Source organism: Escherichia sp. MAL-1 (genome assembly GCF_052948035.1).
Map to the genome: position 1 here is coordinate 4,890,780 of NZ_CM129609.1, position 26,733 is coordinate 4,917,512.

The window sequence follows — 26,733 nt, forward strand, 5'->3', positions numbered from 1 at the left end:
ACGCCACTTCATTATGGCTCACCCTCATTTATTAGCGGAAAGAATTTCCCGCCTGAGCAGTTCGTTGGAAAAGGGGCTTTATGAACGTAGCCACGCCATCCGCTTGTGTTTATTAGCGGCATTAAGTGGTGAAAGTGTGTTCCTCCTTGGCCCGCCAGGTATTGCCAAAAGTTTGATCGCCCGGCGCTTAAAATTCGCCTTTCAGAATGCCCGCGCGTTTGAATATCTGATGACCCGCTTCTCCACGCCGGAAGAAGTTTTTGGTCCCCTTTCTATTCAGGCGCTAAAAGATGAAGGGCGCTATGAACGTTTAACCAGCGGTTACCTGCCGGAAGCAGAAATTGTCTTTCTGGATGAGATCTGGAAAGCGGGCCCGGCAATTCTTAATACCTTGCTCACCGCCATTAACGAGCGCCAGTTCCGCAACGGTGCACACGTAGAAAAAATCCCGATGCGCCTGCTGGTGGCGGCCTCCAACGAGCTGCCGGAAGCAGACAGCAGTCTGGAAGCGTTATATGACCGCATGCTGATTCGTCTGTGGTTAGATAAAGTGCAGGATAAAGCGAATTTCCGCTCCATGCTGACCAGTCAACAGGATGAAAACGACAATCCGGTTCCTGATGCCTTGCAGGTCACAGATGAAGAATATGAACGCTGGCAGAAAGAGATTGGTGAAATTACGCTGCCCGATCATGTATTTGAGCTGATTTTTATGCTGCGCCAGCAACTGGATAAATTACCGGATGCGCCTTATGTCTCGGATCGTCGCTGGAAAAAAGCGATCCGATTATTACAGGCCAGCGCCTTTTTTAGCGGTCGCAGTGCTGTTGCCCCGGTAGATCTCATTTTGCTGAAAGATTGCCTGTGGTATGACGCGCAAAGCCTGAATTTGATACAACAACAAATTGATGTATTGATGACCGGTCACGCCTGGCAACAGCAAGGGATGTTGACTCGCCTTGGCGCGATTGTGCAACGTCACCTGCAACTCCAGCAGCAACAAAGCGATAAAACAGCCTTAACGGTAATTCGTCTGGGCGGCATTTTCAGCCGTCGTCAGCAGTATCAACTTCCTGTTAACGTTACTGCTTCCACTCTGACTCTGCTGCTGCAAAAACCGTTAAAATTGCATGATATGGAAGTGGTTCATATCTCCTTTGAGCGTAACGCGCTGGAACAGTGGCTGAGTAAAGGTGGTGAAATTCGCGGCAAACTGAACGGTATCGGCTTTGCCCAGAAATTGAATCTGGAAGTGGATAGCGCCCAACATCTTGTTGTACGCGATGTAAGTTTACAAGGCAGTACGCTGGCACTTCCCGGTTCATCGGCTGAAGGTCTGCCAGGTGAAATAAAACAACAACTGGAAGAGCTTGAAAGCGACTGGCGTAAGCAACACGCTTTATTCAGCGAACAGCAAAAATGTCTGTTTATCCCTGGCGACTGGTTAGGTCGCATTGAAGCCAGCCTACAGGATGTCAGTGCACAGATTCGCCAGGCACAACAATGCTAACGCTGGATACGCTTAATGTGATGCTGGCCGTCAGCGAAGAGGGATTGATCGAAGAGATGATCATCGCGCTGCTGGCCTCACCGCAGCTGGCAGTCTTCTTTGAAAAATTCCCACGCCTGAAGGCAGCAATCACTGATGATGTTCCCCGCTGGCGTGAGGCGCTGCGCAGTCGGCTGAAAGATGCCCGAGTCCCGCCAGAACTCACCGAAGAGGTGATGTGCTATCAGCAAAGCCAGCTCCTCTCCACGCCGCAGTTTATTGTGCAGCTACCACAGATCCTGGACTTACTGCATCGTCTGAATTCCCCATGGGCAGAACAAGCCCGACAGTTGGTTGATGCTAACAGCGCGATCACTTCAGCGTTACACACACTTTTTCTCCAGCGTTGGCGTTTAAGTCTGATCGTGCAAGCAACGACGTTAAATCAACAGCTATTAGAAGAAGAACGCGAACAACTGTTAAGTGAAGTTCAGGAACGCATGACGCTGAGCGGACAACTTGAACCGATTCTCGCAGATAACAATACCGCAGCTGGTCGTCTGTGGGATATGAGCGCCGGCCAGCTTAAACGTGGCGACTATCAGTTGATTGTGAAATACGGTGAATTTCTTAACGAACAGCCGGAACTGAAACGCCTGGCAGAGCAGCTGGGGCGTTCTCGGGAAGCCAAATCAATACCGCGCAACGATGCGCAGATGGAAACCTTCCGCACCATGGTGCGCGAACCGGCGACGGTTCCTGAGCAGGTTGATGGTCTGCAACAAAGCGATGATATTTTACGTCTCCTGCCGCCAGAACTGGCGACACTAGGGATAACGGAACTGGAGTATGAGTTTTACCGTCGGCTGGTGGAAAAACAGTTGCTCACCTATCGCCTGCACGGTGAGTCGTGGCGTGAAAAAGTGATCGAACGTCCGGTGGTACATAAAGATTACGATGAACAGCCGCGCGGGCCGTTTATTGTCTGTGTGGATACTTCCGGCTCAATGGGCGGCTTTAATGAACAGTGTGCGAAAGCGTTCTGCCTGGCCTTGATGCGCATTGCTCTCGCTGAAAACCGGCGCTGCTATATTATGCTATTTTCCACCGAGATCGTCCGTTATGAGCTTTCAGGCCCACAAGGCATCGAACAAGCAATCCGTTTTTTAAGCCAGCAGTTTCGTGGCGGCACCGATCTTGCCAGTTGTTTTCGCGCCATTATGGAACGCTTGCAAAGCAGGGAATGGTTTGATGCCGATGCGGTGGTGATTTCTGATTTTATCGCTCAGCGGTTGCCTGACGACGTGACGAGTAAAGTGAAAGAGCTGCAGCGGGTACATCAGCATCGCTTTCATGCCGTGGCGATGTCGGCACACGGCAAACCCGGCATCATGCGCATTTTCGATCATATCTGGCGCTTTGATACCGGGATGCGAAGCCGCCTGCTCAGACGCTGGCGGCGATAAATTATTACAGCAGAGAAGGGACGTTCTCGCGAACAGCAGCTGGCCATACACCACACTGAACCTGGCCGATATGCGGCAGTTGCAGCAGCAGCATGGTCAAACGAGACTGGCCGATACCGCCGCCGATGGTCTGCGGCATTTCACCGCGCAGCAGCGCCTGATGCCATTCCAGCTGCAGACGATCTTCATCACCGGTCAGCGCCAACTGATGCTTCAACGTGTCGGCATCCACGCGGATCCCCATGGAAGAAAGCTCAAACGCATCTTCCAGTACAGGGTTCCACACCAGAATATCGCCGTTCAGCCCCGCATGACCCAGCTCTGACGGGGTGCTCCAGTCATCATAATCCGGTGCGCGCACGTCGTGGCGATGACCATCGCTCAGCTTGCCGCCAATCCCGACAAGGAATACCGCGCCAAGATCTTTCGCTATCGCCCGCTCACGCCCTTTGGCATCGAGATCCGGATAACGAGACAGTAACTCCTGGCTGTGTACGAAGTGGATCTGATCCGGCAGGAACGGTGCCAGGCCAAACTCTTCGCTAACCGCAGCTTCGGTTGCTTTAATTCCCGCCCAGATCGCCTCTACCGTGCTTTTCAGAGTCGAGAATTGACGCTCACCGTCGCCCATTACGCGTTCCCAGTCCCACTGGTCAACATAGACCGAGTGCAACGGAGAAAGACGGTCTTCATCGGGGCGAAGGGCTTTCATGTGCGTGTACAGCCCTTCGCCCGCGCTGAAGTCGTGTTGCCCTAAGGTCTGACGTTTCCACTTCGCCAGTGAATGAACCACTTCGAACTGGGCATCAGGCAGAGCTTTCACTTTTACCTGCACCGCTTTTTCACAGCCCGACAAGTTATCCTGCGTGCCATCCCCCACACGGCTAAGAATCGGCGCCTGGACTTCGATCAGCCCCAGACGTTCTTCCAGTTGGCGAGAAAAGTGAGATTTCACGAAGCTAATTTGGCGTTGTTTGGCAATGTAAGCGGTTTTCATTTTTTATACTCCTGCGTCCTGTTGCTTATGATTAAGCAACAAAAACCGACACACATGCAATAATCATTCAATAAAAAGCCTAACACACTTTTTATTCATTAAAAAAGAAGGCTAAAATAGAATGAATCATCAATCTGCATAAGAAAATCCTATGGAAAATTATCTGATCGACAATCTGGACCGTGGCATCCTGGAAGCATTAATGGGCAATGCGCGCACCGCTTACGCCGAACTGGCGAAACAATTTGGCGTCAGTCCGGGGACGATTCACGTTCGAGTAGAGAAAATGAAGCAGGCGGGGATCATTACCGGGGCGCGTATTGATGTCAGCCCGAAGCAGCTCGGTTATGACGTAGGCTGCTTTATCGGCATTATATTAAAGAGCGCCAAAGACTACCCTTCCGCGCTGGCAAAGCTGGAAAGCCTTGATGAAGTCACTGAAGCCTATTACACAACCGGCCACTACAGCATCTTTATAAAAGTGATGTGCCGTTCGATCGACGCTCTCCAGCATGTACTTATCAACAAGATCCAAACAATTGATGAAATTCAGTCCACCGAGACATTGATCGTCCTGCAAAACCCGATCATGCGTACCATCAAGCCATAATCGGCTTTTTTAATCCCATACTTTTCCACAGGTAGATCCCAACGCGTTCACAGCGTACAATACGCCACTCTTAATAAAGGTGGCGGTTTATGGCAGATATCACTCTTATCAGCGGCAGCACCCTCGGCGGTGCCGAATATGTAGCAGAACACCTGGCTGAAAAGCTGGAAGAGGCGGGTTTTACCACCGAAACGCTGCACGGTCCGCTGTTGGAAGATTTATCTGTCTCGGGGATCTGGCTGGTTATCAGCTCCACCCACGGTGCCGGAGATATTCCGGACAACCTTTCTCCTTTCTATGAAACATTGCAGGAACAGAAGCCCGATCTTTCTGCGGTCCACTTTGGCGCAATCGGTATTGGTAGTCGTGAATATGACACCTTTTGTGGGGCTATTGATAAACTCGAGGCTGAACTCAAAAATTCCGGTGCAAAACAGACGGGCGAAACACTGAAGATCAACATTCTTGATCACGACATTCCGGAAGATCCGGCAGAAGAATGGCTGGGATCGTGGGTTAATTTACTCAAATGAGTATACAGATCGTGCGATCTACTGTGGATAACTCTGTCAGGAAGCTTGGATCAACCGGTAGTTATCCAAGGAACAACGGTTGTTCAGTTTTTGAGTTGTGTATAACCCCTCATTCTGATCCCAGCTTATACGGTCCAGGATCACCGATCATTCACAGTTAATGATCCTTTCCAGGTTGTTGATCTTAAAAGTCGGATCCTTGTTATCCACAGGGCAGTGCGATCCTAATAAGAGATCACAATAGAACAGATCTCTAAATAAATAGATCTTCTTTTTAATACCCAGGATCCCAGGTCTTTCTCAAGCCGACAAAGTTGAGTAGAATCCACGGCCCGGGCTTCAATCCATTTTCATACCGCGTTATGCGAGGCAATCACCATGTTTTATCCGGATCCTTTTGACGTCATCATCATTGGCGGGGGTCATGCAGGCACCGAGGCCGCGATGGCTGCGGCGCGTATGGGTCAACAGACTCTGCTTTTGACACACAATATCGACACTCTGGGGCAGATGAGCTGCAACCCGGCGATCGGCGGTATTGGGAAGGGACATCTGGTAAAAGAAGTGGATGCACTCGGCGGTCTGATGGCGAAAGCGATCGATCAAGCGGGTATCCAGTTTAGGATACTAAACGCAAGCAAAGGACCGGCGGTTCGCGCTACCCGAGCTCAGGCGGATCGTGTGCTCTACCGTCAGGCGGTACGTACGGCGCTGGAGAACCAACCGAACCTGATGATCTTCCAGCAGGCGGTTGAAGATCTTATTGTCGAAAACGATCGCGTGGTCGGTGCTGTTACCCAAATGGGACTGAAGTTCCGTGCCAAAGCTGTGGTGCTCACCGTTGGGACGTTCCTCGACGGCAAAATTCATATCGGTCTGGATAATTACAGCGGTGGCCGTGCTGGTGATCCGCCATCCATTCCGCTCTCTCGCCGTTTGCGTGAACTGCCGCTGCGCGTTGGTCGTCTGAAAACCGGTACTCCGCCGCGTATTGATGCTCGAACCATCGACTTTAGCGTGCTGGCGCAACAGCATGGCGATAACCCAATGCCGATATTCTCGTTTATGGGCAATGCGTCCCAGCATCCCCAGCAGGTGCCGTGTTATATCACTCATACCAACGAGAAAACCCATGATGTGATCCGCAGTAACCTCGATCGTAGCCCAATGTATGCAGGGGTGATCGAAGGTGTCGGCCCACGCTACTGCCCGTCGATCGAAGACAAAGTCATGCGCTTCGCCGACAGAAATCAGCATCAGATCTTCCTTGAACCGGAAGGACTGACCTCTAACGAAATTTATCCGAACGGTATCTCCACCAGCCTGCCGTTCGATGTGCAGATGCAAATCGTCCGCTCTATGCAGGGGATGGAAAACGCGAAGATCGTGCGTCCGGGTTATGCCATTGAGTATGACTTCTTCGATCCTCGCGACCTGAAACCGACGCTGGAGAGCAAGTTTATCCAGGGGCTGTTCTTTGCTGGTCAGATTAACGGCACTACCGGTTACGAAGAAGCCGCTGCGCAAGGTTTACTGGCCGGTCTTAACGCTGCCCGTCTGTCTGCTGACAAAGAAGGTTGGGCTCCGGCGCGTTCTCAGGCGTATCTCGGCGTACTGGTTGATGACCTGTGCACTTTAGGAACCAAAGAACCGTATCGTATGTTTACCTCGCGCGCAGAATATCGTCTGATGCTGCGCGAAGATAATGCGGATCTGCGTTTGACTGAAATCGGTCGTGAACTGGGCCTGGTGGATGACGAACGTTGGGCGCGCTTTAACGAGAAACTTGAGAATATCGAGCGTGAGCGTCAGCGTCTGAAATCGACCTGGGTAACCCCGTCGGCGGAAGCTGCAGCCGAAGTGAATGCTCACCTGACTGCGCCGCTTTCCCGTGAAGCCAGTGGTGAAGATCTGCTGCGTCGTCCGGAAATGACTTATGAAAAATTAACCACGCTGACGCCGTTTGCCCCTGCGTTGACAGACGAACAGGCGGCGGAACAGGTTGAGATTCAGGTTAAATACGAAGGTTATATCGCGCGCCAGCAAGATGAGATCGAAAAGCAGCTGCGTAACGAGAACACCCTGCTACCCGCGACACTGGATTACCGCCAGGTATCCGGTCTTTCTAACGAAGTGATCGCCAAACTTAACGATCACAAACCGGCCTCTATCGGCCAGGCTTCACGTATTTCTGGCGTCACGCCTGCGGCCATCTCCATTCTGCTGGTGTGGCTGAAAAAACAGGGTATGCTGCGTCGTAGCGCATAACACATTAAAAATGCCTGGTAAGCACCCGCTTACCAGGCAACGCATCAAGAACAGGTAATCACCGTGCTCAACAAACTCTCCTTACTGCTGAAAGACGCAGGTATTTCGCTTACCGATCACCAGAAAAACCAGCTTATTGCCTACGTGAATATGCTGCATAAATGGAACAAAGCGTACAACCTGACTTCGGTCCGCGATCCTAATGAGATGCTGGTACGCCATATTCTCGATAGCATTGTGGTGGCACCGTATCTGCAAGGTGAACGGTTTATCGATGTCGGCACCGGACCAGGACTGCCAGGCATTCCACTCTCTATCGTGCGTCCTGAAGCCCATTTCACTCTGTTGGATAGTCTTGGTAAACGCGTGCGTTTCCTTCGTCAGGTGCAACATGAGCTTAAACTGGAGAATATTGAACCAGTACAGAGCAGGGTAGAAGAGTTTCCTTCAGAGCCGCCATTTGATGGCGTAATTAGCCGCGCTTTTGCCTCTCTGAACGATATGGTGAGCTGGTGCCACCATCTTCCTGGTGAGCAAGGCCGTTTCTACGCGCTGAAAGGGCAAATGCCGGAAGATGAAATCGCTTTGTTGCCCGAAGAATATCAGGTCGAATCAGTGGTTAAACTTCAGGTTCCAGCCCTGGATGGCGAACGTCATCTGGTGGTGATTAAAGCAAATAAAATTTAATTTTTATCAAAAAAATCATAAAAAATTGACCGGTTAGACTGTTAACAACAACCAGGTTTTCTACTGATATAACTGGTTACATTTAACGCCACGTTCACTCTTTTGCATCAACAAGATAACGTGGCTTTTTTTGGTAAGCAGAAAATAAGTCATTAGTGAAAATATCAGTCTGCTAAAAATCGGCGCTAAGAACCATCATTGGCTGTTAAAACATTATTAAAAATGTCAATGGGTGGTTTTTGTTGTGTAAATGTCATTTATTAAAACAGTATCTGTTTTTAGACTGAAATATCATAAACTTGCAAAGGCATCATTTGCCAAGTAAATAAATATGCTGTGCGCGAACATGCGCAATATGTGATCTGAAGCACGCTTTATCACCAGTGTTTACGCGTTATTTACAGTTTTTCATGATCGAACAGGGTTAGCAGAAAAGTCGCAATTGTATGCACTGGAAAAATATTTAAACATTTATTCACCTTTTGGCTACTTATTGTTTGAAATCACGGGGGCGCACCGTATAATTTGACCGCTTTTTGATGCTTGACTCTAAGCCTTAAAGAAAGTTTTATACGACACGCGGCATACCTCGAAGGGAGCAGGAGTGAAAAACGTGATGTCTGTGTCGCTCGTGAGTCGAAACGTTGCTCGGAAGCTTCTGCTCGTTCAGTTACTGGTGGTGATAGCAAGTGGATTGCTGTTCAGCCTCAAAGACCCCTTCTGGGGCGTCTCTGCAATAAGCGGGGGCCTGGCAGTCTTTCTGCCTAACGTTTTGTTTATGATATTTGCCTGGCGTCACCAGGCGCATACACCAGCGAAAGGCCGGGTGGCCTGGACATTCGCATTTGGCGAAGCTTTCAAAGTTCTGGCGATGTTGGTGTTACTGGTGGTGGCGTTGGCGGTTTTAAAGGCGGTATTCTTGCCGCTGATCGTTACGTGGGTTTTGGTGCTGGTGGTTCAGATACTGGCACCGGCTGTAATTAACAACAAAGGGTAAAAGGCATCATGGCTTCAGAAAATATGACGCCGCAGGATTACATAGGACACCACCTGAATAACCTTCAGCTGGACCTGCGTACATTCTCGCTGGTGGATCCACAAAACCCCCCAGCCACCTTCTGGACAATCAATATTGACTCCATGTTCTTCTCGGTGGTGCTGGGTCTGTTGTTCCTGGTTTTATTCCGTAGCGTAGCCAAAAAGGCGACCAGCGGTGTGCCAGGTAAGTTTCAGACCGCGATTGAGCTGGTGATCGGCTTTGTTAATGGTAGCGTGAAAGACATGTACCATGGCAAAAGCAAGCTGATTGCTCCGCTGGCCCTGACGATCTTCGTCTGGGTATTCCTGATGAACCTGATGGATTTACTGCCTATCGACCTGCTGCCGTACATTGCTGAACATGTACTGGGTCTGCCTGCACTGCGTGTGGTTCCGTCTGCGGACGTGAACGTAACGCTGTCTATGGCACTGGGCGTATTTATCCTGATTCTGTTCTACAGCATCAAAATGAAAGGCATCGGCGGCTTCACGAAAGAGTTGACGCTGCAGCCGTTCAATCACTGGGCGTTCATTCCTGTCAACTTAATCCTTGAAGGGGTAAGCCTGCTGTCCAAACCAGTTTCACTCGGTTTGCGACTGTTCGGTAACATGTATGCCGGTGAGCTGATTTTCATTCTGATTGCTGGTCTGTTGCCGTGGTGGTCACAGTGGATCCTGAATGTGCCGTGGGCCATTTTCCACATCCTGATCATTACGCTGCAAGCCTTCATCTTCATGGTTCTGACGATCGTCTATCTGTCGATGGCGTCTGAAGAACATTAATTTACCAACACTACTACGTTTTAACTGAAACAAACTGGAGACTGTCATGGAAAACCTGAATATGGATCTGCTGTACATGGCTGCCGCTGTGATGATGGGTCTGGCGGCAATCGGTGCTGCGATCGGTATCGGCATCCTCGGGGGTAAATTCCTGGAAGGCGCAGCGCGTCAACCTGATCTGATTCCTCTGCTGCGTACTCAGTTCTTTATCGTTATGGGTCTGGTGGATGCTATCCCGATGATCGCTGTAGGTCTGGGTCTGTACGTGATGTTCGCTGTCGCGTAGTAAGCGTTGCTTTTATTTAAAGAGCAATATCAGAACGTTAACTAAATAGAGGCATTGTGCTGTGAATCTTAACGCAACAATCCTCGGCCAGGCCATCGCGTTTGTCCTGTTCGTTCTGTTCTGCATGAAGTACGTATGGCCGCCATTAATGGCAGCCATCGAAAAACGTCAAAAAGAAATTGCTGACGGCCTTGCTTCCGCAGAACGAGCACATAAGGACCTTGACCTTGCAAAGGCCAGCGCGACCGACCAGCTGAAAAAAGCGAAAGCGGAAGCCCAGGTAATCATCGAGCAGGCGAACAAACGCCGCTCGCAGATTCTGGACGAAGCGAAAGCTGAGGCAGAACAGGAACGTACTAAAATCGTGGCCCAGGCGCAGGCGGAAATTGAAGCCGAGCGTAAACGTGCCCGTGAAGAGCTGCGTAAGCAAGTTGCTATCCTGGCTGTTGCTGGCGCCGAGAAGATCATCGAACGTTCCGTGGATGAAGCTGCTAACAGCGACATCGTGGATAAACTTGTCGCTGAACTGTAAGGAGGGAGGGGCTGATGTCTGAATTTATTACGGTAGCTCGCCCCTACGCCAAAGCAGCTTTTGACTTTGCCGTCGAACACCAAAGTGTAGAACGCTGGCAGGACATGCTGGCGTTTGCCGCCGAGGTAACCAAAAACGAACAAATGGCAGAGCTTCTCTCTGGCGCGCTTGCGCCAGAAACGCTCGCCGAGTCGTTTATCGCAGTTTGTGGTGAGCAACTGGACGAAAACGGTCAGAACCTGATTCGGGTTATGGCTGAAAATGGTCGTCTTAACGCGCTCCCGGATGTTCTGGAGCAGTTTATTCACCTGCGTGCCGTGAGTGAGGCTACCGCTGAGGTAGACGTCATTTCCGCTGCCGCACTGAGTGAACAACAGCTCGCGAAAATTTCTGCTGCGATGGAAAAACGTCTGTCACGCAAAGTTAAGCTGAATTGCAAAATCGATAAGTCTGTAATGGCAGGCGTTATCATCCGAGCGGGTGATATGGTCATTGATGGCAGCGTACGCGGTCGTCTTGAGCGCCTTGCAGACGTCTTGCAGTCTTAAGGGGACTGGAGCATGCAACTGAATTCCACCGAAATCAGCGAACTGATCAAGCAGCGCATTGCTCAGTTCAATGTTGTGAGTGAAGCTCACAACGAAGGTACTATTGTTTCTGTAAGTGACGGTGTTATCCGCATTCACGGCCTGGCCGATTGTATGCAGGGTGAAATGATCTCCCTGCCGGGTAACCGTTACGCTATCGCACTGAACCTCGAGCGCGACTCTGTAGGTGCGGTTGTTATGGGTCCGTACGCTGACCTTGCCGAAGGCATGAAAGTTAAGTGTACTGGCCGTATCCTGGAAGTTCCGGTTGGCCGTGGCCTGCTGGGCCGTGTGGTTAACACTCTGGGTGCACCAATCGACGGTAAAGGTCCGCTGGATCACGACGGCTTCTCTGCTGTAGAAGCAATCGCTCCGGGCGTTATCGAACGTCAGTCCGTAGATCAGCCGGTACAGACCGGTTATAAAGCCGTTGACTCCATGATCCCAATCGGTCGTGGTCAGCGTGAATTGATCATCGGTGACCGTCAGACAGGTAAAACCGCACTGGCTATCGATGCCATCATCAACCAGCGCGATTCCGGTATCAAATGTATCTATGTCGCTATCGGCCAGAAAGCGTCCACCATTTCTAACGTGGTACGTAAACTGGAAGAGCACGGCGCACTGGCTAACACCATCGTTGTGGTAGCAACCGCGTCTGAATCCGCTGCACTGCAATACCTGGCACCGTATGCCGGTTGCGCAATGGGCGAATACTTCCGTGACCGCGGTGAAGATGCGCTGATCATTTACGATGACCTGTCTAAACAGGCTGTTGCTTACCGTCAGATCTCCCTGCTGCTCCGTCGTCCGCCAGGACGTGAAGCATTCCCGGGCGACGTTTTCTACCTCCACTCTCGTCTGCTGGAGCGTGCTGCACGTGTTAACGCCGAATACGTTGAAGCCTTCACCAAAGGTGAAGTGAAAGGGAAAACCGGTTCTCTGACCGCACTGCCGATTATCGAAACTCAGGCGGGTGACGTTTCTGCGTTCGTTCCGACCAACGTAATCTCCATTACCGATGGTCAGATCTTCCTGGAAACCAACCTGTTCAACGCCGGTATTCGTCCTGCGGTTAACCCGGGTATTTCCGTATCCCGTGTTGGTGGTGCAGCACAGACCAAGATCATGAAAAAACTGTCCGGTGGTATCCGTACCGCTCTGGCACAGTATCGTGAACTGGCAGCGTTCTCTCAGTTTGCATCCGACCTTGACGATGCAACACGTAAGCAGCTTGACCACGGTCAGAAAGTGACCGAACTGCTGAAACAGAAACAGTATGCGCCGATGTCCGTTGCGCAGCAGTCTCTGGTTCTGTTCGCAGCAGAACGTGGTTACCTGGCGGATGTTGAACTGTCGAAAATTGGCAGCTTCGAAGCCGCTCTGCTGGCTTACGTCGACCGTGATCACGCTCCGTTGATGCAAGAGATCAACCAGACCGGTGGCTACAACGACGAAATCGAAGGCAAGCTGAAAGGCATCCTCGATTCCTTCAAAGCAACCCAATCCTGGTAACGTCTGGCGGCTTGCCTTAGGGCAGGCCGCAAGGCATTGAGGAGAAGCTCATGGCCGGCGCAAAAGAGATACGTAGTAAGATCGCAAGCGTCCAGAACACGCAAAAGATCACTAAAGCGATGGAGATGGTCGCCGCTTCCAAAATGCGTAAATCGCAGGATCGCATGGCGGCCAGCCGTCCTTATGCAGAAACCATGCGCAAAGTGATTGGTCACCTTGCACACGGTAATCTGGAATATAAGCACCCTTACCTGGAAGACCGCGACGTTAAACGCGTGGGCTACCTGGTGGTGTCGACCGACCGTGGTTTGTGCGGTGGTTTGAACATTAACCTGTTCAAAAAACTGCTGGCGGAAATGAAGACCTGGACCGACAAAGGCGTTCAATGCGACCTCGCAATGATCGGCTCGAAAGGCGTGTCGTTCTTCAACTCCGTGGGCGGCAATGTTGTTGCCCAGGTCACCGGCATGGGGGATAACCCTTCCCTGTCCGAACTGATCGGTCCGGTAAAAGTGATGTTGCAGGCCTACGACGAAGGCCGTCTGGACAAGCTTTACATTGTCAGCAACAAATTTATTAACACCATGTCTCAGGTTCCGACCATCAGCCAGCTGCTGCCGTTACCGGCATCAGATGATGATGATCTGAAACATAAATCCTGGGATTACCTGTACGAACCCGATCCGAAGGCGTTGCTGGATACCCTGCTGCGTCGTTATGTCGAATCTCAGGTTTATCAGGGCGTGGTTGAAAACCTGGCCAGCGAGCAGGCCGCCCGTATGGTGGCGATGAAAGCCGCGACCGACAATGGCGGCAGCCTGATTAAAGAGCTGCAGTTGGTATACAACAAAGCTCGTCAGGCCAGCATTACTCAGGAACTCACCGAGATCGTCTCGGGGGCCGCCGCGGTTTAAACAGGTTATTTCGTAGAGGATTTAAGATGGCTACTGGAAAGATTGTCCAGGTAATCGGCGCCGTAGTTGACGTCGAATTCCCTCAGGATGCCGTACCGCGCGTGTACGATGCTCTTGAGGTGCAAAATGGTAATGAGCGTCTGGTGCTGGAAGTTCAGCAGCAGCTCGGCGGCGGTATCGTACGTACCATCGCAATGGGTTCCTCCGACGGTCTGCGTCGCGGTCTGGATGTAAAAGACCTCGAACACCCGATTGAAGTCCCGGTAGGTAAAGCGACTCTGGGCCGTATCATGAACGTACTGGGTGAACCGGTCGACATGAAAGGCGAGATCGGTGAAGAAGAGCGTTGGGCGATTCACCGCGCAGCACCTTCCTACGAAGAGCTGTCAAACTCTCAGGAACTGCTGGAAACCGGTATCAAAGTTATCGACCTGATGTGTCCGTTCGCTAAGGGCGGTAAAGTTGGTCTGTTCGGTGGTGCGGGTGTAGGTAAAACCGTAAACATGATGGAGCTCATTCGTAACATCGCGATCGAGCACTCCGGTTACTCTGTGTTTGCGGGCGTAGGTGAACGTACTCGTGAGGGTAACGACTTCTACCACGAAATGACCGACTCCAACGTTATCGACAAAGTATCCCTGGTGTATGGCCAGATGAACGAGCCGCCGGGAAACCGTCTGCGCGTTGCTCTGACCGGTCTGACCATGGCTGAGAAATTCCGTGACGAAGGTCGTGACGTTCTGCTGTTCGTTGACAACATCTATCGTTACACCCTGGCCGGTACGGAAGTATCCGCACTACTGGGCCGTATGCCTTCAGCGGTAGGTTATCAGCCGACCCTGGCGGAAGAGATGGGCGTTCTGCAGGAACGTATCACCTCCACCAAAACTGGTTCTATCACCTCCGTACAGGCAGTATACGTACCTGCGGATGACTTGACTGACCCGTCTCCGGCAACCACCTTTGCGCACCTTGACGCAACCGTGGTACTGAGCCGTCAGATCGCGTCTCTGGGTATCTACCCGGCCGTTGACCCGCTGGACTCCACCAGCCGTCAGCTGGACCCGCTGGTGGTTGGTCAGGAACACTACGACACCGCGCGTGGCGTTCAGTCCATCCTGCAACGTTATCAGGAACTGAAAGACATCATCGCCATCCTGGGTATGGATGAACTGTCTGAAGAAGACAAACTGGTGGTAGCGCGTGCTCGTAAGATCCAGCGCTTCCTGTCCCAGCCGTTCTTCGTGGCAGAAGTATTCACCGGTTCTCCGGGTAAATACGTCTCCCTGAAAGACACCATCCGTGGCTTTAAAGGCATCATGGAAGGCGAATACGATCACCTGCCGGAGCAGGCGTTCTACATGGTCGGTTCCATCGAAGAAGCTGTGGAAAAAGCCAAAAAACTTTAACGCCTTAATCGGAGGGTGATATGGCAATGACTTACCACCTGGACGTCGTCAGCGCAGAGCAACAAATGTTCTCTGGTCTGGTCGAGAAAATCCAGGTAACGGGTAGCGAAGGTGAACTGGGGATCTACCCTGGCCACGCACCGCTGCTCACCGCCATTAAGCCTGGTATGATTCGCATCGTGAAACAGCACGGTCACGAAGAGTTTATCTATCTGTCTGGCGGCATTCTTGAAGTGCAGCCTGGCAACGTGACCGTTCTGGCCGACACCGCAATTCGCGGCCAGGATCTCGACGAAGCGCGAGCCATGGAAGCGAAACGTAAGGCTGAAGAGCACATTAGCAGCTCTCACGGCGACGTAGATTACGCTCAGGCGTCTGCGGAACTGGCCAAAGCGATCGCGCAGCTGCGCGTTATCGAGTTGACCAAAAAAGCGATGTAACACCGGCTTGAAAAGCACAAAAGCCAGTCTGGAAACAGGCTGGCTTTTTTTTGCGCGTGTGACCCGTCCTGAATAGCGTTCACATAGATCCTGCTGATATAAAACCCCCCTGTTTTCCTGTTTATTCATTGATCGAAATAAGAGCAAAAACATCCACCTGACGCTTAAATTAAGGTACTGCCTTAATTTTCTGCAGACAAAAGGCGTGACGATGGTCGAAAATGGCGCTTTCGTCAGCGGGGATAATCCGTTATTGAACAATTTATCCTCTGTCCATTTCACGATGAAAAAAATGTAGTTTTTTCAAGGTGAAGCGGTTTAAATTCGTTCTTAAATTACAGTCAGGACGCGTATGTTGAATAATGCTATGAGCGTAGTGATCCTTGCCGCAGGCAAAGGCACGCGCATGTATTCCGATCTTCCGAAAGTGCTGCATACCCTTGCCGGGAAAGCGATGGTTCAGCATGTCATTGATGCTGCGAATGAATTAGGCGCAGCGCACGTTCACCTGGTGTACGGTCACGGCGGCGATCTGCTAAAACAGGCGCTGAAAGACGACAACCTTAACTGGGTGCTTCAGGCAGAGCAGCTGGGTACGGGTCATGCAATGCAGCAGGCCGCACCTTTCTTTGCCGATGATGAAGACATTTTAATGCTCTACGGCGACGTGCCGCTGATCTCTGTCGAAACACTCCAGCGTCTGCGTGATGCTAAACCGCAGGGTGGCATTGGTCTGCTGACGGTGAAACTGGATGATCCGACCGGTTATGGACGTATCACCCGTGAAAACGGCAAAGTTACCGGCATTGTTGAGCACAAAGATGCCACCGACGAGCAGCGTCAGATTCAGGAGATCAACACCGGCATTCTGATTGCCAACGGCGCAGATATGAAACGCTGGCTGGCGAAGCTGACCAACAATAATGCTCAGGGCGAATACTACATCACCGACATTATTGCGCTGGCGTATCAGGAAGGGCGTGAAATCGTCGCCGTTCATCCGCAACGTTTAAGCGAAGTAGAAGGCGTGAATAACCGCCTGCAACTCTCCCGTCTGGAGCGTGTTTATCAGTCCGAACAGGCTGAAAAACTGCTGTTAGCAGGCGTTATGCTGCGCGATCCAGCGCGTTTTGATCTGCGTGGTACGCTAACTCACGGGCGCGATGTTGAAATTGATACTAACGTTATCATCGAGGGCAACGTGACTCTCGGTCATCGCGTGAAAATTGGCACCGGTTGCGTGATTAAAAACAGCGTGATTGGCGATGATTGCGAAATCAGTCCGTATACCGTTGTGGAAGATGCGAATCTGGCAGCGGCCTGTACCATTGGCCCGTTTGCCCGTTTGCGTCCTGGTGCTGAGTTGCTGGAAGGTGCTCACGTCGGTAACTTCGTTGAGATGAAAAAAGCGCGTCTGGGTAAAGGCTCGAAAGCTGGTCATCTGACTTACCTGGGCGATGCGGAAATTGGCGATAACGTTAACATCGGCGCGGGAACCATTACCTGCAACTACGATGGTGCGAATAAATTTAAGACCATTATCGGCGACGATGTGTTTGTTGGTTCCGACACTCAGCTGGTGGCCCCGGTAACAGTAGGCAAAGGCGCGACCATTGCTGCGGGTACAACTGTGACGCGTAATGTCGGCGAAAATGCATTAGCTATCAGCCGTGTGCCGCAGACTCAGAAAGAAGGCTGGCGTCGTCCGGTAAAGAAAAAGTGATTCTGGCCGGCTAACCCGGTCACATGGGATGAGGAGATAACATAATCTCCCTCCCACAAGCAGTAACTATAAAAATAACCCCACTCTCTACAAGGCTCGGGGCGCCCGAAAAAACGGGCATACAGGTTGACCGACAACGATATAAATCGGAATCAAAAACTATGTGTGGAATTGTTGGCGCGATCGCGCAACGTGATGTAGCAGAAATCCTTCTTGAAGGTTTACGTCGTCTGGAATACCGCGGATATGACTCTGCCGGTCTGGCCGTTGTTGATGCAGAAGGTCATATGACCCGCCTGCGTCGCCTCGGTAAAGTCCAGATGCTGGCACAGGCAGCGGAAGAACATCCTCTGCATGGCGGCACTGGTATTGCTCACACTCGCTGGGCGACCCACGGTGAACCTTCAGAAGTGAATGCGCATCCGCATGTTTCTGAACACATTGTGGTGGTGCATAACGGCATCATCGAAAACCATGAACCGCTGCGTGAAGAGCTAAAAGCGCGTGGCTATACCTTCGTTTCTGAAACCGACACCGAAGTGATTGCCCATCTGGTGAACTGGGAGCTGAAACAAGGCGGGACTCTGCGTGAGGCCGTTCTGCGTGCTATCCCGCAGCTGCGTGGTGCGTACGGTACAGTGATCATGGACTCCCGTCACCCGGATACCCTGCTGGCGGCACGTTCTGGTAGTCCGCTGGTGATTGGCCTGGGGATGGGCGAAAACTTTATCGCTTCTGACCAGCTGGCGCTGTTGCCGGTGACCCGTCGCTTTATCTTCCTTGAAGAGGGCGATATTGCGGAAATCACTCGCCGTTCGGTAAACATCTTCGATAAAACTGGCGCGGAAGTAAAACGTCAGGATATCGAATCCAATCTGCAATATGACGCGGGCGATAAAGGCATTTACCGTCACTACATGCAGAAAGAGATCTACGAACAGCCGAACGCGATCAAAAACACCCTTACCGGACGCATCAGCCACGGTCAGGTTGATTTAAGCGAGCTGGGACCGAACGCCGACGAACTGCTGTCGAAGGTTGAGCATATTCAGATCCTCGCCTGTGGTACTTCTTATAACTCCGGTATGGTTTCCCGCTACTGGTTTGAATCGCTAGCAGGTATTCCGTGCGACGTCGAAATCGCCTCTGAATTCCGCTATCGCAAATCTGCCGTGCGTCGTAACAGCCTGATGATCACCTTGTCACAGTCTGGCGAAACCGCGGATACCCTGGCTGGCCTGCGTCTGTCGAAAGAGCTGGGTTACCTTGGTTCACTGGCAATCTGTAACGTTCCGGGTTCTTCTCTGGTGCGCGAATCCGATCTGGCGCTAATGACCAACGCGGGTACAGAAATCGGCGTGGCATCCACTAAAGCATTCACCACTCAGTTAACTGTGCTGTTGATGCTGGTGGCGAAGCTGTCTCGCCTGAAAGGTCTGGATGCCTCCATTGAACATGACATTGTGCATGGTCTGCAGGCGTTGCCGAGCCGTATTGAGCAGATGCTGTCTCAGGACAAACGCATTGAAGCTCTGGCAGAAGATTTCTCTGACAAACATCACGCGCTGTTCCTGGGCCGTGGCGATCAGTACCCAATCGCGCTGGAAGGCGCATTGAAGCTGAAAGAGATCTCTTACATTCACGCTGAAGCCTACGCTGCAGGTGAACTGAAACACGGTCCGCTGGCGCTGATTGATGCCGATATGCCGGTTATCGTCGTTGCACCGAACAACGAATTGCTGGAAAAACTAAAATCCAATATTGAAGAAGTTCGCGCGCGTGGCGGTCAGTTGTATGTCTTCGCCGATCAGGATGCGGGTTTTGTAAGTAGCGATAACATGCACATCATCGAGATGCCGCATGTGGAAGAGGTGATTGCACCAATCTTCTACACCGTTCCGCTGCAGCTACTGGCTTATCACGTCGCGCTGATCAAAGGTACCGACGTTGACCAGCCGCGTAACCTGGCAAAATCGGTTACGGTTGAGTAATAAATGGATGCCCTGCGTAAGCGGGGCATTTTTCTTCCTGTTATGTTTTTAATCAAACATCCTGCCAACTCCATGTGACAAACCGTCATCTTCGGCTACTTTTTCTCTGTCACAGAATGAAAATTTTTCTGTCATCTCTTCGTTATTAATGTTTGTAATTGACTGAATATCAACGCTTATTTAAATCAGACTGAAGACTTTATCTCTCTGTCATAAAACTGTCATATTCCTTACATATAACTGTCACCTGTTTGTCCTATTTTGCTTCTCGTAGCCAACAAACAATGCTTTATGAATCCTCCCAGGAGACATTATGAAAGTTATGCGTACCACCGTCGCAACTGTTGTCGCCGCGACCTTATCGATGAGCGCTTTCTCTGTGTTTGCAGAAGCAAGCCTGACAGGTGCAGGTGCAACCTTCCCTGCGCCGGTGTATGCCAAATGGGCTGACACTTACCAGAAAGAAACCGGTAATAAAGTTAACTACCAGGGTATAGGTTCTTCCGGTGGCGTAAAACAGATTATCGCTAATACCGTTGATTTTGGTGCCTCTGACGCGCCGCTGTCTGATGAAAAATTGGCTCAGGAAGGCCTGTTCCAGTTCCCGACCGTGATTGGCGGCGTGGTGCTGGCTGTTAACATTCCAGGGCTGAAGTCTGGCGAACTGGTGCTGGATGGTAAAACCCTCGGCGACATCTACCTGGGCAAAATCAAGAAGTGGGATGATGAAGCCATCGCCAAACTGAATCCTGGTCTGAAACTGCCTTCACAGAACATTGCTGTAGTACGCCGCGCAGATGGCTCCGGGACTTCCTTCGTCTTCACCAGCTACCTGGCGAAAGTGAACGAAGAGTGGAAAAACAACGTTGGTACTGGCTCTACCGTAAAATGGCCGATCGGTCTGGGCGGTAAAGGTAATGACGGTATCGCCGCGTTCGTTCAGCGTCTGCCGGGTGCAATTGGTTACGTTGAATATGCTTACGCTAAGCAGAACAACCTGGCGTACACCAAACTGATCTCCGCTGATGGTAAACCGGTTAGTCCGACCGAAGAAAACTTCGCTAATGCAGCAAAAGGTGCAGACTGGAGCAAAACCTTCGCTCAGGATCTGACCAACCAGAAAGGCGAAGATGCATGGCCTATTACCTCTACCACGTTCATTCTGATCCACAAAGATCAGAAGAAACCAGAACAAGGCACAGAAGTGCTGAAGTTCTTCGACTGGGCGTACAAAACCGGGGCTAAACAGGCGAACGACCTGGATTATGCCAGCCTGCCGGATAGCGTCGTTGAACAGGTTCGCGCTGCGTGGAAGACCAATATTAAAGACAGTAGCGGTAAGCCGCTGTACTAATAAAACTCCAGGCCGGATAAGGCATTAACGGCTTATCCGGCATTACAAAATGACTTTGTAAACGCGTTTAACTGAAGAGTAACTTATGGCTGCAACCAAGCCTGCTTTTAACCCACCGGGTAAAAAGGGCGACATAATTTTCAGCGTGCTGGTAAAACTGGCGGCGCTGATTGTGCTATTGATGTTGGGTGGCATTATTGTCTCTCTGATCATCTCCTCCTGGCCGAGCATTCAGAAATTTGGTCTGGCTTTCCTGTGGACCAAAGAGTGGGATGCACCGAACGATATCTACGGGGCGTTGGTGCCGATCTACGGTACGCTGGTGACTTCGTTTATCGCGCTGCTGATCGCCGTCCCGGTGAGTTTCGGTATCGCCCTGTTCCTGACTGAGCTTGCGCCCGGCTGGCTGAAACGCCCGCTGGGTATCGCCATTGAGCTGCTGGCAGCCATTCCAAGTATCGTTTACGGCATGTGGGGCCTGTTTATCTTTGCGCCGCTGTTCGCCGTTTACTTCCAGGAGCCGGTCGGCAATATCATGTCGAATATTCCGATTGTTGGCGCGCTGTTCTCTGGCCCTGCATTTGGTATCGGTATCCTCGCGGCAGGCGTGATCCTCGCCATCATGATTATTCCGTACATTGCGGCGGTAATGCGCGATGTGTTCGAACAAACCCCGGTGATGATGAAAGAGTCGGCCTACGGTATTGGCTGCACCACCTGGGAAGTTATCTGGCGTATCGTTCTTCCGTTCACCAAAAATGGTGTTATCGGCGGCATCATGCTGGGGCTGGGCCGCGCGCTCGGTGAAACCATGGCGGTGACCTTTATCATCGGTAACACCTACCAGCTCGACAGCGCCTCGCTGTATATGCCGGGCAACAGTATCACCTCTGCACTGGCGAACGAATTTGCGGAAGCGGAATCCGGTCTGCACGTTGCCGCACTGATGGAACTGGGCCTGATCCTGTTTGTGATTACCTTCATCGTCCTCGCCGCATCGAAGTTTATGATTATGCGCCTGGCTAAGTATGAGGGGGCACGCTAATGGCTATGGTTGAAATGCAAACCAATGCGGCGCTGGCTGAATCCCGCCGCAAAATGCAGGCGCGTCGCCGCCTCAAGAACCGTATTGCACTGACGCTCTCAATGGCGACGATGGCCTTCGGTCTGTTCTGGCTGATCTGGATTTTAATGTCCACCATCACCCGCGGTATCGACGGTATGTCGCTGGCGCTGTTCACTGAAATGACGCCGCCGCCCAATACGGAAGGTGGTGGTCTGGCGAACGCCCTGGCAGGTAGCGGCCTGTTAATTTTGTGGGCCACGGTATTCGGTACGCCGCTGGGCATTATGGCGGGGATTTATCTGGCTGAATATGGTCGTAAATCCTGGCTGGCAGAAGTGATTCGCTTCATTAACGACATTCTGCTCTCTGCGCCATCGATTGTGGTTGGTCTGTTTGTTTACACCATTGTGGTGGCGCAGATGGAGCACTTCTCCGGCTGGGCGGGCGTGATTGCGCTGGCGCTGTTGCAGGTGCCGATTGTTATCCGCACCACCGAGAACATGCTGAAACTGGTGCCGGACAGCCTGCGTGAAGCGGCTTATGCGCTGGGTACACCGAAGTGGAAGATGATCTCCGCGATCACGCTGAAAGCGTCGGTGTCCGGGATCATGACCGGTATCCTGCTGGCGATTGCCCGTATTGCTGGTGAAACCGCGCCGCTGCTGTTTACCGCGCTCTCCAACCAGTTCTGGAGCACGGACATGATGCAGCCGATCGCCAACCTGCCGGTGACGATCTTTAAGTTTGCGATGAGCCCGTTTGCGGAATGGCAGCAGCTGGCCTGGGCCGGGGTATTGATCATTACCCTGTGCGTACTGCTGCTGAACATTCTGGCGCGCGTTGTTTTCGCGAAGAATAAACACGGTTGATATTGCTGACACGGTTTTCCCCTCACCCTAACCCTCTCCCCAGAGGGGCGAGGGGACCGACCGAGCGCCTTTTTGACTCTGTACACGGTTAACACTTTGCCGGATGCGGCGTGAACGCCTGATCCGGCCTACGGTAAGCCTGATTCGCGAAGTGCATCAGGCACGATGAGGAAAAGATTGCAATGAGTATGGTTGAAACTGCCCCGAGTAAAATTCAGGTTCGTAATTTGAACTTCTACTACGGCAAATTCCATGCCCTGAAAAACATCAACCTGGATATCGCTAAAAACCAGGTAACGGCGTTTATCGGGCCGTCCGGCTGCGGTAAATCGACGCTGCTGCGTACCTTCAACAAAATGTTTGAACTGTACCCGGAGCAGCGTGCGGAAGGTGAAATTCTGCTTGATGGCGACAACATCCTGACCAACTCTCAGGATATCGCCCTGCTGCGTGCGAAAGTGGGCATGGTGTTCCAGAAACCGACGCCGTTTCCGATGTCCATCTACGACAACATCGCTTTTGGCGTTCGTCTGTTTGAGAAGCTCTCCCGTGCCGACATGGACGAGCGCGTGCAGTGGGCATTGACCAAAGCCGCATTGTGGAACGAAACCAAAGATAAATTGCACCAGAGCGGTTACTCTCTCTCTGGTGGTCAGCAACAGCGTCTGTGCATTGCGCGTGGTATCGCCATTCGCCCGGAAGTGCTGCTGCTCGACGAACCGTGTTCGGCGCTCGACCCCATCTCTACCGGGCGTATTGAAGAGCTGATCACCGAACTGAAGCAGGATTACACCGTGGTGATCGTCACCCACAACATGCAGCAGGCTGCGCGTTGTTCCGACCACACGGCGTTTATGTACCTGGGCGAATTGATTGAGTTCAGCAACACGGACGATCTGTTCACCAAGCCAGCGAAGAAACAAACAGAAGACTACATCACCGGTCGTTACGGTTGATTCAGGAGTGCGTTATGGACAGTCTCAATCTTAATAAACATATTTCCGGCCAGTTCAACGCCGAACTGGAAAGTATCCGCACGCAGGTGATGACCATGGGCGGCATGGTGGAGCAGCAGCTTTCTGATGCAATCACCGCGATGCATAACCAGGACAGCGATCTGGCGAAGCGCGTGATCGAAGGCGACAAGAACGTCAACATGATGGAAGTGGCGATCGATGAAGCCTGCGTGCGCATTATCGCCAAACGTCAGCCGACGGCGAGCGACCTGCGACTGGTTATGGTGATCAGTAAAACCATTGCCGAGCTGGAGCGTATTGGCGACGTGGCGGACAAAATCTGCCGTACTGCGCTGGAGAAATTCTCCCAGCAGCATCAGCCGTTGCTGGTAAGTCTGGAGTCGCTGGGCCGTCATACCATCCAGATGCTGCACGACGTGCTGGACGCGTTCGCGCGGATGGACATTGACGAAGCGGTACGTATTTATCGTGAAGATAAAAAAGTCGATCAGGAATACGAAGGTATTGTTCGTCAACTGATGACCTACATGATGGAAGATTCGCGCACTATTCCGAGCGTACTTACCGCGCTGTTCTGTGCGCGTTCAATCGAACGTATCGGCGACCGCTGCCAGAATATTTGTGAGTTTATCTTCTACTACGTGAAGGGTCAGGATTTCCGTCATGTAGGCGGTGATGAGCTGGATAAACTGCTGGCGGGAAAAGATAGCGACAAATAATTCACCAGACAAATCCCAATAACTTAATTATTGGGATTTGTGGTGATGCTGCCAACTTACTGATTTAGTGTATGATGGTGTTTTTGAGGTGCTCCAGTGGCTTCTGTTTCTATCAGCTGTCCCTCCTGTTCAGCTACTGACGGGGTGGTGCGTAACGGCAAAAGCACCGCCGGACATCAGCGCTATCTCTGCTCTCACTGCCGTAAAACATGGCAACTGCAGTTCACTTACACCGCTTCTCAACCCGGTACGCACCAGAAAATCATTGATATGGCCATGAATGGCGTTGGATGCCGGGCAACAGCCCGCATTATGGGCGTTGGCCTCAACACGATTTTACGTCACTTAAAAAACTCAGGCCGCAGTCGGTAACCTCGCGCATACAGCCGGGCAGTGACGTCATCGTCTGCGCGGAAATGGACGAACAGTGGGGCTATGTCGGGGCTAAATCGCGCCAGCGCTGGCTGTTTTACGCGTATGACAGGCTCCGGAAGACGGTTGTTGCGCACGTATTCGGTGAACGCACTATGGCGACGCTGGGGCGTCTTATGAGCCTGCTGTCACCCTTTGACGTGGTGATATGGATGACGGATGGCTGGCCGCTGTATGAATCCCGCCTGAAGGGAAAGCTACACGTAATCAGCAAGCGATATACGCAGCGAATTGAGCGGCATAACCTGAATCTGAGGCAGCACCTGGCACGGCTGGGACGGAAGTCGCTGTCGTTCTCAAAATCGGTGGAGCTGCATGACAAAGTCATCGGGCATTATCTGAACATAAAACACTATCAATAAGTTGGAGTCATTACCGGTCGTTATTATGGTGATCACACCGGCGGAACAGCAGTTCGTCTGACCTCGCAGGGCGAAGCCTATATCGGTGATCATTTTATTGTGGCTAACGCGATTGTTTACTCCTTCGGTAACGATATTTATAGCTACGAAACAGGCGCACACTCTGATTTCGAATCTATTCGTGCGGTTGTTCGCCCGGCCTATATTTGGGACCAATATAACCAGACAGGTGTTGAACTGGGCTATTTCACCCAGCAAAACAAAGATGCGAATAGTAATAAATTTAATGAGTCTGGTTATAAAACCACGCTCTTCCATACCTTTAAAGTCAATACCAGTATGTTGACCTCGCGTCCGGAAATTCGTTTCTACGCCACGTATATCAAAGCCCTGGAAAACGAACTGGATGGCTTCACCTTCGAAGACAATAAAGACGACCAGTTTGCTGTCGGTGCCCAGGCTGAAATCTGGTGGTAATGGAACTTAATGAAAGGAATATTACGATGAATATAAAAATTGCTGCTTTAACGCTGGCTATTGCCAGCGGTATTTCTGCTCAGTGGGCCATAGCAGCGGATATGCCAGCCAGCCCGGCACCCACTATCCCGGTGAAACAGTATGTGACTCAGGTCAATGCCGATAACAGCGTGACCTTTCGCTACTTTGCCCCTGGGGCAAAAAATGTCTCTGTAGTGGTGGGTGTTCCGGTTCCGGACAATATTCACCCGATGACCAAAGACGAAGCAGGAGTCTGGTCGTGGCGCACACCTATCCTGAAAGGCAACCTGTACGAGTATTTTTTCAATGTTGATGGTGTACGCAGCATTGATACAGGCACCGCAATGACTAAGCCTCAGCGCCAGGTTAACTCCAGTATGATTCTGGTGCCAGGCAGTTATCTGGATACGCGTTCTGTTGCGCATGGTGATTTGATCGCCATAACTTACCACTCCAACGCATTGCAATCTGAACGTCAGATGTATGTCTGGACCCCGCCAGGATACACCGGCATGGGCGAGCCTTTGCCAGTGCTCTATTTCTATCACGGTTTTGGTGATACCGGACGTTCCGCTATCGATCAGGGGCGTATCCCGCAAATCATGGATAACCTGCTGGCTGAAGGGAAAATTAAACCGATGCTGGTGGTGATCCCGGATACCGAAACCGATGCGAAGGGCATTATTCCCGAAGATTTCGTGCCTCAGAAAAGACGTAAAGTCTTTTATCCGCTGAATGCTAAAGCGGCAGATCGCGAACTGATGAACGATATTATCCCGCTGATTAGCAAGCGTTTTAATGTCCGTAAAGATGCCGATGGTCGCGCGCTGGCAGGGCTTTCACAAGGCGGGTACCAGGCGCTGGTTTCCGGAATGAATCATCTGGAAAGCTTTGGCTGGCTGGCCACATTCAGTGGTGTTACCACGACAACCGTACCGGATGAAGGTGTCGCGGCCCGGCTGAACGATCCGGCAGCTATTAACCAGCAACTACGTAATTTTACTGTGGTCGTTGGTGATAAAGATGTCGTAACCGGCAAGGATATCGCCGGGCTGAAAACTGAGCTTGAGCAGAAAAAAATTAAGTTTGATTACCAGGAATATCCCGGCCTGAACCATGAAATGGATGTCTGGCGGCCTGCCTATGCAGCCTTCGTACAGAAATTATTTAAATAAAATAAGGCATTAA

25 protein-coding genes and 1 pseudogene are annotated in these 26,733 nt (G+C 51.5%); 25 read left to right on the forward strand and 1 reads right to left on the reverse strand.

The genetic code is table 11. From position 1 onward, the window contains the following. Positions 1-13: 13 nt before the first annotated feature. Positions 14-1,510, forward strand: a complete 1,497-nt coding sequence (gene ravA / locus ACU8XX_RS24345) for an ATPase RavA (protein ID WP_001300947.1) — start codon at positions 14-16, stop codon at positions 1,508-1,510. Then, on the forward strand, positions 1,504-2,955 hold the full coding sequence (gene viaA, locus ACU8XX_RS24350) for an ATPase RavA stimulator ViaA (protein WP_000956615.1): 1,452 nt from the start codon (positions 1,504-1,506) through the stop codon (positions 2,953-2,955). Before ravA ends, viaA begins: the two co-directional genes overlap by 7 nt. 4 nt (positions 2,956-2,959) lie before the next feature. Here the strand turns inward: viaA and asnA are convergent, their stop codons facing one another. Continuing rightward, on the reverse strand, positions 2,960-3,952 hold the full coding sequence (gene asnA, locus ACU8XX_RS24355) for an aspartate--ammonia ligase (RefSeq protein ID WP_000845106.1): 993 nt from the start codon (positions 3,950-3,952) through the stop codon (positions 2,960-2,962). Positions 3,953-4,103: 151 nt separating this feature from the next. On the opposite strand from asnA, the gene asnC reads away from it, so the two are divergent. The 23 genes and pseudogenes from asnC to ACU8XX_RS24470 all read left to right on the forward strand — a co-directional run bounded on the left by asnC (position 4,104) and on the right by ACU8XX_RS24470 (position 26,720). Continuing rightward, positions 4,104-4,562 carry a transcriptional regulator AsnC gene (gene asnC / locus ACU8XX_RS24360; RefSeq protein ID WP_000432970.1) on the forward strand — a complete coding sequence of 153 codons (459 nt, stop codon included), beginning with the start codon at positions 4,104-4,106 and terminating at the stop codon, positions 4,560-4,562. An 89-nt stretch (positions 4,563-4,651) separates the two neighbouring features. Then, positions 4,652-5,095, forward strand: coding sequence for an FMN-binding protein MioC (mioC, locus tag ACU8XX_RS24365; RefSeq protein ID WP_112034121.1), 444 nt, complete (start codon positions 4,652-4,654; stop codon positions 5,093-5,095). A gap of 378 nt (positions 5,096-5,473) precedes the next feature. After that, a complete protein-coding gene (gene mnmG / locus ACU8XX_RS24370) occupies positions 5,474-7,363 on the forward strand; it encodes a tRNA uridine-5-carboxymethylaminomethyl(34) synthesis enzyme MnmG (RefSeq protein ID WP_016241724.1) in 1,890 nt (629 codons plus the stop codon). Between the two features lie 63 nt (positions 7,364-7,426). Then, the gene (gene rsmG / locus ACU8XX_RS24375) at positions 7,427-8,050 is read left to right on the forward strand and encodes a 16S rRNA (guanine(527)-N(7))-methyltransferase RsmG (protein ID WP_000932839.1); all 624 of its coding nucleotides are present in this window, start codon (positions 7,427-7,429) and stop codon (positions 8,048-8,050) included. A 616-nt stretch (positions 8,051-8,666) separates the two neighbouring features. Next, positions 8,667-9,047, forward strand: coding sequence for a F0F1 ATP synthase subunit I (gene atpI, locus ACU8XX_RS24380; protein WP_000116695.1), 381 nt, complete (start codon positions 8,667-8,669; stop codon positions 9,045-9,047). Positions 9,048-9,055: 8 nt separating this feature from the next. Continuing rightward, positions 9,056-9,871, forward strand: a complete 816-nt coding sequence (atpB, locus tag ACU8XX_RS24385; RefSeq protein WP_000135625.1) for a F0F1 ATP synthase subunit A — start codon at positions 9,056-9,058, stop codon at positions 9,869-9,871. 46 nt (positions 9,872-9,917) lie between these two features. Then, positions 9,918-10,157, forward strand: coding sequence for a F0F1 ATP synthase subunit C (atpE, locus tag ACU8XX_RS24390; protein ID WP_000429386.1), 240 nt, complete (start codon positions 9,918-9,920; stop codon positions 10,155-10,157). A 61-nt stretch (positions 10,158-10,218) separates the two neighbouring features. Then, the gene (atpF, locus tag ACU8XX_RS24395; RefSeq protein WP_001052219.1) at positions 10,219-10,689 is read left to right on the forward strand and encodes a F0F1 ATP synthase subunit B; all 471 of its coding nucleotides are present in this window, start codon (positions 10,219-10,221) and stop codon (positions 10,687-10,689) included. A gap of 14 nt (positions 10,690-10,703) precedes the next feature. Continuing rightward, positions 10,704-11,237, forward strand: coding sequence for a F0F1 ATP synthase subunit delta (gene atpH, locus ACU8XX_RS24400; RefSeq protein WP_001288587.1), 534 nt, complete (start codon positions 10,704-10,706; stop codon positions 11,235-11,237). A 12-nt stretch (positions 11,238-11,249) separates the two neighbouring features. Further along, positions 11,250-12,791 carry a F0F1 ATP synthase subunit alpha gene (gene atpA, locus ACU8XX_RS24405; RefSeq protein ID WP_001176745.1) on the forward strand — a complete coding sequence of 514 codons (1,542 nt, stop codon included), beginning with the start codon at positions 11,250-11,252 and terminating at the stop codon, positions 12,789-12,791. Between the two features lie 50 nt (positions 12,792-12,841). Then, positions 12,842-13,705, forward strand: coding sequence for a F0F1 ATP synthase subunit gamma (atpG, locus tag ACU8XX_RS24410; protein ID WP_000896498.1), 864 nt, complete (start codon positions 12,842-12,844; stop codon positions 13,703-13,705). Between the two features lie 26 nt (positions 13,706-13,731). Then, positions 13,732-15,114, forward strand: a complete 1,383-nt coding sequence (gene atpD / locus ACU8XX_RS24415; RefSeq protein ID WP_000190506.1) for a F0F1 ATP synthase subunit beta — start codon at positions 13,732-13,734, stop codon at positions 15,112-15,114. A gap of 20 nt (positions 15,115-15,134) precedes the next feature. Then, complete coding sequence (locus ACU8XX_RS24420) at positions 15,135-15,554, forward strand: F0F1 ATP synthase subunit epsilon (RefSeq protein WP_001251965.1); 420 nt, start codon at positions 15,135-15,137, stop codon at positions 15,552-15,554. Between the two features lie 352 nt (positions 15,555-15,906). Beyond that, positions 15,907-17,277, forward strand: coding sequence for a bifunctional UDP-N-acetylglucosamine diphosphorylase/glucosamine-1-phosphate N-acetyltransferase GlmU (gene glmU, locus ACU8XX_RS24425; RefSeq protein ID WP_000933736.1), 1,371 nt, complete (start codon positions 15,907-15,909; stop codon positions 17,275-17,277). 161 nt (positions 17,278-17,438) lie between these two features. Next, positions 17,439-19,268, forward strand: a complete 1,830-nt coding sequence (glmS, locus tag ACU8XX_RS24430; protein ID WP_000334099.1) for a glutamine--fructose-6-phosphate transaminase (isomerizing) — start codon at positions 17,439-17,441, stop codon at positions 19,266-19,268. A 313-nt stretch (positions 19,269-19,581) separates the two neighbouring features. Further along, positions 19,582-20,622 carry a phosphate ABC transporter substrate-binding protein PstS gene (pstS, locus tag ACU8XX_RS24435; RefSeq protein WP_000867146.1) on the forward strand — a complete coding sequence of 347 codons (1,041 nt, stop codon included), beginning with the start codon at positions 19,582-19,584 and terminating at the stop codon, positions 20,620-20,622. A gap of 85 nt (positions 20,623-20,707) precedes the next feature. Then, complete coding sequence (gene pstC, locus ACU8XX_RS24440; protein WP_016241723.1) at positions 20,708-21,667, forward strand: phosphate ABC transporter permease PstC; 960 nt, start codon at positions 20,708-20,710, stop codon at positions 21,665-21,667. Continuing rightward, positions 21,667-22,557: a phosphate ABC transporter permease PstA gene (gene pstA, locus ACU8XX_RS24445; protein WP_001251978.1), complete on the forward strand. Its 891-nt coding sequence runs from the start codon at positions 21,667-21,669 to the stop codon at positions 22,555-22,557. The genes pstC and pstA overlap by 1 nt, the downstream gene beginning before the upstream one ends. Before the next feature lie 182 nt (positions 22,558-22,739). Then, entirely contained in the window at positions 22,740-23,513 is a 774-nt protein-coding gene (gene pstB / locus ACU8XX_RS24450) for a phosphate ABC transporter ATP-binding protein PstB (protein ID WP_000063125.1), read from the forward strand. A gap of 14 nt (positions 23,514-23,527) precedes the next feature. Then, positions 23,528-24,253 carry a phosphate signaling complex protein PhoU gene (gene phoU, locus ACU8XX_RS24455; RefSeq protein WP_000377786.1) on the forward strand — a complete coding sequence of 242 codons (726 nt, stop codon included), beginning with the start codon at positions 23,528-23,530 and terminating at the stop codon, positions 24,251-24,253. Positions 24,254-24,349: 96 nt separating this feature from the next. After that, a protein-coding gene (locus tag ACU8XX_RS24460; RefSeq protein ID WP_103215986.1) for an IS1-like element IS1A family transposase occupies positions 24,350-25,047 on the forward strand; the annotation gives its coding sequence in 2 pieces (ribosomal slippage) (positions 24,350-24,599 and positions 24,599-25,047; 699 coding nt in all). A 15-nt stretch (positions 25,048-25,062) separates the two neighbouring features. Further along, positions 25,063-25,524, forward strand: a pseudogene (gene bglH / locus ACU8XX_RS24465) (carbohydrate-specific porin BglH); the annotation flags it as partial. Between the two features lie 26 nt (positions 25,525-25,550). After that, positions 25,551-26,720 (forward strand): esterase, encoded by a 1,170-nt coding sequence (locus ACU8XX_RS24470; RefSeq protein ID WP_240765324.1) that lies wholly within the window; start codon positions 25,551-25,553, stop codon positions 26,718-26,720. Positions 26,721-26,733: the final 13 nt, after the last annotated feature.

Bases quoted from the DNA above. Each gene is read 5' to 3' on its own strand.
- ravA (WP_001300947.1), top strand. From the start codon at position 14: ATGGCTCACCCTCATTTATTAGCGGAAAGAATTTCCCGCCTGAGCAGT.
- viaA (WP_000956615.1), top strand. From the start codon at position 1,504: ATGCTAACGCTGGATACGCTTAATGTGATGCTGGCCGTCAGCGAAGAG.
- asnA (WP_000845106.1), bottom strand. From the start codon at position 3,952: ATGAAAACCGCTTACATTGCCAAACAACGCCAAATTAGCTTCGTGAAA.
- asnC (WP_000432970.1), top strand. From the start codon at position 4,104: ATGGAAAATTATCTGATCGACAATCTGGACCGTGGCATCCTGGAAGCA.
- mioC (WP_112034121.1), top strand. From the start codon at position 4,652: ATGGCAGATATCACTCTTATCAGCGGCAGCACCCTCGGCGGTGCCGAA.
- mnmG (WP_016241724.1), top strand. From the start codon at position 5,474: ATGTTTTATCCGGATCCTTTTGACGTCATCATCATTGGCGGGGGTCAT.
- atpI (WP_000116695.1), top strand. From the start codon at position 8,667: ATGTCTGTGTCGCTCGTGAGTCGAAACGTTGCTCGGAAGCTTCTGCTC.
- atpB (WP_000135625.1), top strand. From the start codon at position 9,056: ATGGCTTCAGAAAATATGACGCCGCAGGATTACATAGGACACCACCTG.
- atpE (WP_000429386.1), top strand. From the start codon at position 9,918: ATGGAAAACCTGAATATGGATCTGCTGTACATGGCTGCCGCTGTGATG.
- atpH (WP_001288587.1), top strand. From the start codon at position 10,704: ATGTCTGAATTTATTACGGTAGCTCGCCCCTACGCCAAAGCAGCTTTT.
- atpA (WP_001176745.1), top strand. From the start codon at position 11,250: ATGCAACTGAATTCCACCGAAATCAGCGAACTGATCAAGCAGCGCATT.
- atpG (WP_000896498.1), top strand. From the start codon at position 12,842: ATGGCCGGCGCAAAAGAGATACGTAGTAAGATCGCAAGCGTCCAGAAC.
- atpD (WP_000190506.1), top strand. From the start codon at position 13,732: ATGGCTACTGGAAAGATTGTCCAGGTAATCGGCGCCGTAGTTGACGTC.
- ACU8XX_RS24420 (WP_001251965.1), top strand. From the start codon at position 15,135: ATGGCAATGACTTACCACCTGGACGTCGTCAGCGCAGAGCAACAAATG.
- glmU (WP_000933736.1), top strand. From the start codon at position 15,907: ATGTTGAATAATGCTATGAGCGTAGTGATCCTTGCCGCAGGCAAAGGC.
- glmS (WP_000334099.1), top strand. From the start codon at position 17,439: ATGTGTGGAATTGTTGGCGCGATCGCGCAACGTGATGTAGCAGAAATC.
- pstS (WP_000867146.1), top strand. From the start codon at position 19,582: ATGAAAGTTATGCGTACCACCGTCGCAACTGTTGTCGCCGCGACCTTA.
- pstC (WP_016241723.1), top strand. From the start codon at position 20,708: ATGGCTGCAACCAAGCCTGCTTTTAACCCACCGGGTAAAAAGGGCGAC.
- pstA (WP_001251978.1), top strand. From the start codon at position 21,667: ATGGCTATGGTTGAAATGCAAACCAATGCGGCGCTGGCTGAATCCCGC.
- pstB (WP_000063125.1), top strand. From the start codon at position 22,740: ATGAGTATGGTTGAAACTGCCCCGAGTAAAATTCAGGTTCGTAATTTG.
- phoU (WP_000377786.1), top strand. From the start codon at position 23,528: ATGGACAGTCTCAATCTTAATAAACATATTTCCGGCCAGTTCAACGCC.
- ACU8XX_RS24470 (WP_240765324.1), top strand. From the start codon at position 25,551: ATGAATATAAAAATTGCTGCTTTAACGCTGGCTATTGCCAGCGGTATT.